Raw genomic sequence first — 6687 nt, forward strand, 5'->3', positions numbered from 1 at the left:
TAGTTAAGCCCGCCTGCGCAGATGGTACTGCAGTTATGTGGGAGAGTATGTCGTCGCCTTTCTTTATAAAAACCCTGATTCAATCGAATCAGGGTTTTTTGTTTTATAATAGTTTTTCTTATGAAAACTCATTTTTTGCCTGAGGGATAGTAGTGAAAATCCTTTTTTGAGGCTTTTTTTAGCCGCGAAAAAGATTGTAACGTATAGCCCGGCGGTGCTGGAACGTAGTGGAAGTAGCGGCAGGCCATAGAAAGTTGGATATGTCAAATTTATGTAAAATAGTGATGTTGTTATTATTTCGGCAATAGTTCTAACTTGCTAATTATGATTGTATTACTATAAATCATGTTATGAAATGCTAGTTAATAAGTGTTTCAAATAATAGTTAGCTCGGTATGTTTTTTACTATTAACGCTATATACAAGGAAGGTCTGGCAGTTAATACGAGAGTTTTTGTGTTGTAATAATTTTACTTTTTGCTGATTTTTACTTTTAGCTAGACATTGCTAATTATTTTATTAATAAGCATTATATCTTTTTTTAACTATTTCGATTGTTATTTTTAGTAGGCTTTTTATGTATTGACGGACTATTTTGTTCCAACTCAAACTTAATTCTTAAATAAATTTCATACTTTTGAACCTCATTAAAAAAACACATTATGGCAGCAATTACATTAGGAGGAAATCCAATACATACAGTAGGAGTTTTACCAGAGGTTGGTACACGTTTGGCTGATTTTGAATTAATTCAAGCTGATCTTTCAGTAGCGACGTTGCACTCTTTTGAAGGCAAAAAGCTTGTTTTTAATATTTTTCCTAGTATTGATACTGGTACTTGTGCGGCATCAGTTAGAAAGTTTAATGAAAAGGCGGCTAACTTAGATAATACTGTAGTTTTATGCGTATCTAGGGATTTACCATTCGCACAAAAACGATTTTGTGGTGCTGAGGGTATTGAAAACGTAGTTAATCTATCTGATTTCAATAACGGTAGTTTTGGAAAGAAAAATGGTTTAGAAATTGTAGATGGTCCTTTGGCTGGTTTGCATTCAAGAGCTCTTATCGTAACCGATGCTGATGGTACCGTATTGTATACTGAGCAGGTTGGTGAAATTGCTGATGAACCTAATTATGAAGCTGCTTTAGCAGTACTTTAATTTTTCTTTAATGGAATTTCAAAAAGATAATTCTTTTTTTAAAGGAAGATTAAAAAGCGTAAGCTATGCTTATAAGGGAGCTTTGAAATTGATTACTACTGAGCATAGTGTCATGGTTCAATTTTCGCTTGGAGTTTTAGTTTGTATTGCAGGTTTTTATTTTAATATTACTCCTACTCAGTGGCTGTTTCAAACTTTAGCAATAGGTTTGGTAATGAGCGTTGAGGGGTTAAATACAGCTATTGAAAAAATCGCAGATTTTATTCACCCAGATTATCACGAACGAATTGGGTTTATTAAAGATATAGCAGCTGGTGCAGTATTTTTTGCAGCAATGACAGCAATTGTAATTGGTTTAATTATATACGTGCCCTATATCAGAGGCATTTAGAAGATCCAGAAATAAATAATGGCAAAATCAGTAAAGAAGGAACCTTTAAAGAAGGGTAACGGTGTTACATCAAAGACTATAAAATCATGGGAATTTACAAAACAGCATAAGTTGGTTTGTGGTGCCTTACTTGTTTTATTTTCTGTTGCGCTATTGGTTTCTTTTGTTTCTTTTTATATACATGGTCAACTAGATCAAAATTCTGTTTATGAATTTGGTGATCGCAATGAAGCGGTTGAGAATTGGTTGGGAAAGATGGGGGCTTACGTTTCTCATCTTGTAGTTTACCAAGGTTTTGGTTTAGCATCTTTTTTATTTGTTCGCTTATTCTTTTTAAGTGGTATTTATTTAATGGTTGGAATTGCTCCAAAAAAATTAAAGGGAATTTGGTTTTGGGATCTTTTTGCTTTAGTAGTTGTTTCGGTTTTATTTGGATTTTTCGCTAGTTCTATACCTGAATTGGGTGGGGTTGTAGGATATGAGTTAAACTTGTTTTTACAAGACTATTTGGGTAAAACAGGTACGCTATTGGTGTTGTTGTTTGGGATAATTATTTATTTGGTTTTTAAAATCAAGATTTCTCCAGAGAAAATTCAACAGTTTTTTGAAACTACTAAAAAAGAGTTGAAAGCCGATTTGAAAAACTCCGGTATTCCTACTTCAGAAAATGTTAATTATAATTTGGAAGAGTTTGCTGTAGCAAATGACGGATCAGAGCAGAAAGATGATCTTCACAAGCATGATAGTAGTTCTAAATTCGAACTTAATAAAGAAGCGTTAAAACCGACAATAAGTAATTCCTCAGAAATAAATTTGGACCCTGTCCTCAAAACAGTTCCAGAAGCTCCTAAAGTTAAGGTAGAAGTTGCTAGTACAGACTCTTTTGTTGTTGAAACAGCTCCTGAAGAAGTTTTTATTGAAGAAAATTTAGCTTCAAAACTAGTTTCCGATTTTGGTTTGTTTGATCCTACCCTTGATTTGTCTAATTACAAATACCCTACAATTGATCTTTTAAAGGAATATTCTACAGGAGGAATTACTATCAATCAAGAAGAACTAGAAGAAAATAAGAATAGAATTGTAGATACACTTCGTAACTATAAAATAGAGATTGCCCAAATTAAAGCAACTGTTGGACCATCTGTAACGCTTTATGAAATTGTTCCAGAAGCTGGAATTCGTATTTCTAAAATTAAAAGTTTGGAGGATGATATTGCACTTTCACTTTCGGCTTTAGGTATTAGAATTATTGCGCCTATTCCTGGAAAAGGTACAATTGGAATCGAAGTTCCCAACAAGAATCCTACTATGGTTTCGATGAAAAGTGTTATTGGATCAGCAAAGTTTCAAGAGGCTGAAATGGAGTTGCCCATAGCTTTAGGGAAAACAATTTCTAATGAGACCTTTGTTGTTGATTTAGCTAAAATGCCTCACTTATTGATGGCAGGAGCAACAGGTCAAGGTAAATCGGTTGGACTGAATGCTGTTTTGACTTCGTTACTCTATAAAAAACATCCTGCCGAAGTTAAATTTGTTTTGGTAGATCCTAAGAAGGTTGAGTTGACTTTGTTTAATAAAATAGAAAGACATTACCTAGCTAAATTACCCGATGTCGAGGATGCGATCATCACTGATAATGCCAAAGTTGTAAATACCTTAAATTCTCTTTGTGTAGAAATGGACAATCGATATTCTTTACTGAAGGATGCGATGGTTCGTAATATTAAAGAGTATAATGACAAGTTTAAGTCAAGAAAGCTAAATCCTGAAAACGGACATCGTTTTTTACCTTATATTATTTTAGTTGTTGATGAGTTTGCAGATTTGATAATGACTGCCGGTAAGGAAGTTGAAGTTCCAATTGCCCGTTTAGCGCAATTGGCTCGTGCGATAGGAATACATCTTATTATTGCTACGCAAAGACCGTCTGTAAATGTTATTACAGGTTTGATTAAGGCCAACTTTCCGGCTCGAATTGCCTTTAGGGTAACTTCTAAAATTGACTCAAGAACTATTCTAGATACTCAAGGTGCTGATCAGCTGATAGGTAGAGGAGATTTATTATATACTAATGGTAACGATGTTGTTAGGGTACAGTGTGCCTTTATTGATACACCTGAAGTAGAGCGAATCACTGATTTTATTGGATCGCAAAAAGCGTATGCGACTGCTTATTTGTTACCTGAATTTGTTGGCGAGGATAGTGGCATCAATCTTGATATAGATATTTCAGAAAGAGATACTTTGTTTAGAGAAGCAGCCGAGATTATTGTAAATGCTCAGCAAGGTTCAGCATCTTTACTTCAAAGAAAACTTAAATTAGGGTACAATAGAGCGGGTCGATTAATTGATCAATTAGAAGCGGCAGGAATTGTAGGTCCTTTTGAAGGAAGTAAAGCGCGATCTGTGAATATCTTAGATTTAAGTGCTCTTGATCAATTTTTCAATAATGAACAAAATAATTAAAATCATGAAAAAAGTTATCCAAATTACATTAATTTTTATTTTTAGTTTCTCCATTCAAGCACAAGATAAACAAGCTAAATCGCTATTAGATCAAGTGACTACCAAGGTAAGAAGCTACAACAATATTGTAATTGACTTTAAATATACGCTTAATAACGCGAAGGAAAATATCAACCAAGATAGTAAGGGAAATGTTATTTTAAAAGGCAATCAATACGTCTTGAACTTCATGGGAGTGACTAAGATTTTTGATGGTAGAAAGTCTTATACGATTGTACCAGAGGATGAAGAAGTAACCGTTTCAAGTGTGAATGAAAATGACGATAATGCGATTACGCCTTCTAAGATGCTGACTTTTTTTAATAATGGTTACAAGTACTATATGGATAAGGTGCAAGATGTGAGAGGAAGAAAAATCCAATATATTAAATTAGTACCAAATAGTGCTAAAGATCAGAGAAAACTAATCTTATTAGGAATTGATGTTCAAACCAAACATATATACAATTTGATAGAAATGGGTAAAAATGGTACTAAAACCACTTTAACCGTTAATTCTTTCAAAACCAATCAACCTTTGTCAAAAAATCAATTTACTTTTGTGGAAAGTAAATACTCCAATTACTACATCAATAAATTAGATTAATTTCATCAGTGAAAATTCTAGACAAATACTTATTAAAAACATTCTTGATTACATTTGGTACGGTATTTGTAATCTTGTTTTTTATATTCATTCTTCAAACTATTTGGTTATTCATAGCTGAGCTGGCAGGAAAGGATCTTGATCTTTTCATGATTATAAAGTTTTTGCTTTTTTCAATGCCTAGGATTATACCATTGGTACTTCCTCTATCTATCTTGCTAGCGTCCATAATGACTTTTGGTAACCTTGCTGAAAATTATGAATTTGCAGCAATTAAATCGTCGGGTATTTCTCTTCAAAGAGCCATGCGAAGTCTAACAGTTTTTATTTTACTTCTTAGTATTGTTGCGTTTTTTTTTGCTAATAACGTGATTCCTTACGCGGAATATAAATTTATTAATTTCAGACGAAATATAGCGCAAGTTCAACCTGCATTGGCAATTTCAGAAGGTCAGTTTAGCGATGTAGGTGTCTACAATATCAAAGTAAATAAAAAATCAGGCGACAAAGGGAGTTATTTGACCGGAGTTACTATTCATAAAAAATCAAATATTGGAGACGGAAGTAAAACAGTCATAAAAGCAAAAAATGGGGAACTGATTAGTAATGAAAGTTCGAACAATTTGCAGCTTGTCCTTAATGATGGTAATTACTATGAAGATGTAGTTCCGCAAAAATATGAAGATAGAGTGAAAATGCCTTTTGCTCGAAGCTCTTTTAAAAAATACACCTTAAATATTGATTTGTCAGAGCTTAATAAAGTAGATGTTGACGAAAATAATAGCAATAGTTCTAATACGATGCTTACTATTACAGAGTTGAATTATACGCTGGACTCTTTGCAAAAAAATATGAAAACGGAAGTACTTTCTTTTTCAGAAAACAACAATTTTCGAACAGGTATTGCTACCATTGTGCCGTTGAAAAAAGGGAAATTTAAAGATAAGCAGCCTAAGGACATTTTATCTTTATATACCAAAGAAGAACAATTGGCGATTTTAACGATAACACACAGCAATATGCTGAGTACAAGTTATTCAGTGGATGCAACTAAAGTTAATTTAGAAAATAAACAAAAAAACATCAATAATCATATCTTGGCTTTTTATGATAAATTTGTAATAGCTTATGCTTGTATTATGATGTTTTTTATTGGAGCTCCTTTGGGTGCGATTATAAAAAAGGGCGGACTTGGTCTTCCAATTATTTTCGCTGTGTTGATTTTCATTTCTTTTCATTTTATAAACACTTTTGGTAAAAGAATTTCACAGGAAAATGGATTATCACCCTTTTTAGGTTCTTGGTTGTCGTCGATAGTTTTAACGCCTCTTGCATTGCTGCTAACCTACAGAGCCACAAATGATATTGGATTAATCAATATGGATGTTATTTTAACTCCGATCCAAAAAATATTTAAAAAATTAGTACGCTTTAAAAAAAAATAACAAAATGTCTAAAGATAAAATAATACTCAATACAATTGAGGAAGCTATAGAAGATATCCGTCAAGGAAAGATAATTATTGTAGTTGATGATGAAGATCGTGAAAACGAGGGAGATTTTCTAGCTGCTGCTGAGAAAGTGACTCCTGAAATGATCAACTTTATGGCAACACACGGTCGTGGTTTAATATGTGCACCTTTAACTGAATCGCGTTGTAAAGAATTAGGTTTACATGTTATGGTTAGCAATAACACGGACCCTATGGAGACTGCCTTTACGGTTTCCGTAGACTTAAAGGGTAAAGGAGTAACAACCGGTATTTCTGCAGCTGATCGTGCTGCTACAGTACTTTCGCTAGTAGATGCAACAACTAAACCACATGATTTAGCACGGCCTGGGCATATTTTTCCGTTGATTGCTAAGCAAGGTGGTGTTTTGCGTAGAACAGGTCATACAGAGGCTGCTATTGATTTTGCAAGATTAGCAGGATTTAAGTCTGCTGGGGTCATTGTTGAAATAATGAATGAAGATGGTTCTATGGCTCGACTACCCGAATTGGTGAAAGTAGCTAAGAAATTTGAC

6 protein-coding genes are annotated in these 6687 nt (G+C 33.6%); all 6 read left to right on the forward strand.

Annotation, left to right across the window (positions count from 1 at the left end; translation table 11 throughout):
* Nucleotides 1–661: 661 nt before the first annotated feature.
* Nucleotides 662–1159, forward strand: a complete 498-nt coding sequence (gene tpx / locus P8M54_RS02570) for a thiol peroxidase (protein ID WP_300284715.1) — start codon at nucleotides 662–664, stop codon at nucleotides 1157–1159.
* Nucleotides 1160–1169: 10 nt separating this feature from the next.
* Nucleotides 1170–1550, forward strand: coding sequence for a diacylglycerol kinase family protein (locus P8M54_RS02575; protein WP_300284719.1), 381 nt, complete (start codon nucleotides 1170–1172; stop codon nucleotides 1548–1550).
* 18 nt (nucleotides 1551–1568) lie between these two features.
* Nucleotides 1569–4016 (forward strand): DNA translocase FtsK, encoded by a 2448-nt coding sequence (locus tag P8M54_RS02580; protein WP_300284722.1) that lies wholly within the window; start codon nucleotides 1569–1571, stop codon nucleotides 4014–4016.
* Between the two features lie 4 nt (nucleotides 4017–4020).
* A complete protein-coding gene (locus P8M54_RS02585) occupies nucleotides 4021–4662 on the forward strand; it encodes an outer membrane lipoprotein carrier protein LolA (protein ID WP_300284725.1) in 642 nt (213 codons plus the stop codon).
* A gap of 8 nt (nucleotides 4663–4670) precedes the next feature.
* Nucleotides 4671–6107, forward strand: a complete 1437-nt coding sequence (locus tag P8M54_RS02590; protein ID WP_300284728.1) for an LptF/LptG family permease — start codon at nucleotides 4671–4673, stop codon at nucleotides 6105–6107.
* A 4-nt stretch (nucleotides 6108–6111) separates the two neighbouring features.
* Nucleotides 6112–6687, forward strand: a 576-nt coding sequence (ribB, locus tag P8M54_RS02595) for a 3,4-dihydroxy-2-butanone-4-phosphate synthase (protein ID WP_300284731.1), incomplete at its 3' end; no start/stop codon positions are given.

It is taken from the genome of Flavobacterium sp. (assembly GCF_029242675.1).
GTDB lineage: Bacteria > Bacteroidota > Bacteroidia > Flavobacteriales > Flavobacteriaceae > Flavobacterium.

Excerpts from the sequence above, each read along its gene's own strand:
- P8M54_RS02575 (WP_300284719.1), top strand. The coding sequence starts at position 1,170 with ATGGAATTTCAAAAAGATAATTCTTTTTTTAAAGGAAGATTAAAAAGC.
- tpx (WP_300284715.1), top strand. The coding sequence starts at position 662 with ATGGCAGCAATTACATTAGGAGGAAATCCAATACATACAGTAGGAGTT.
- P8M54_RS02585 (WP_300284725.1), top strand. The coding sequence starts at position 4,021 with ATGAAAAAAGTTATCCAAATTACATTAATTTTTATTTTTAGTTTCTCC.
- P8M54_RS02580 (WP_300284722.1), top strand. The coding sequence starts at position 1,569 with ATGGCAAAATCAGTAAAGAAGGAACCTTTAAAGAAGGGTAACGGTGTT.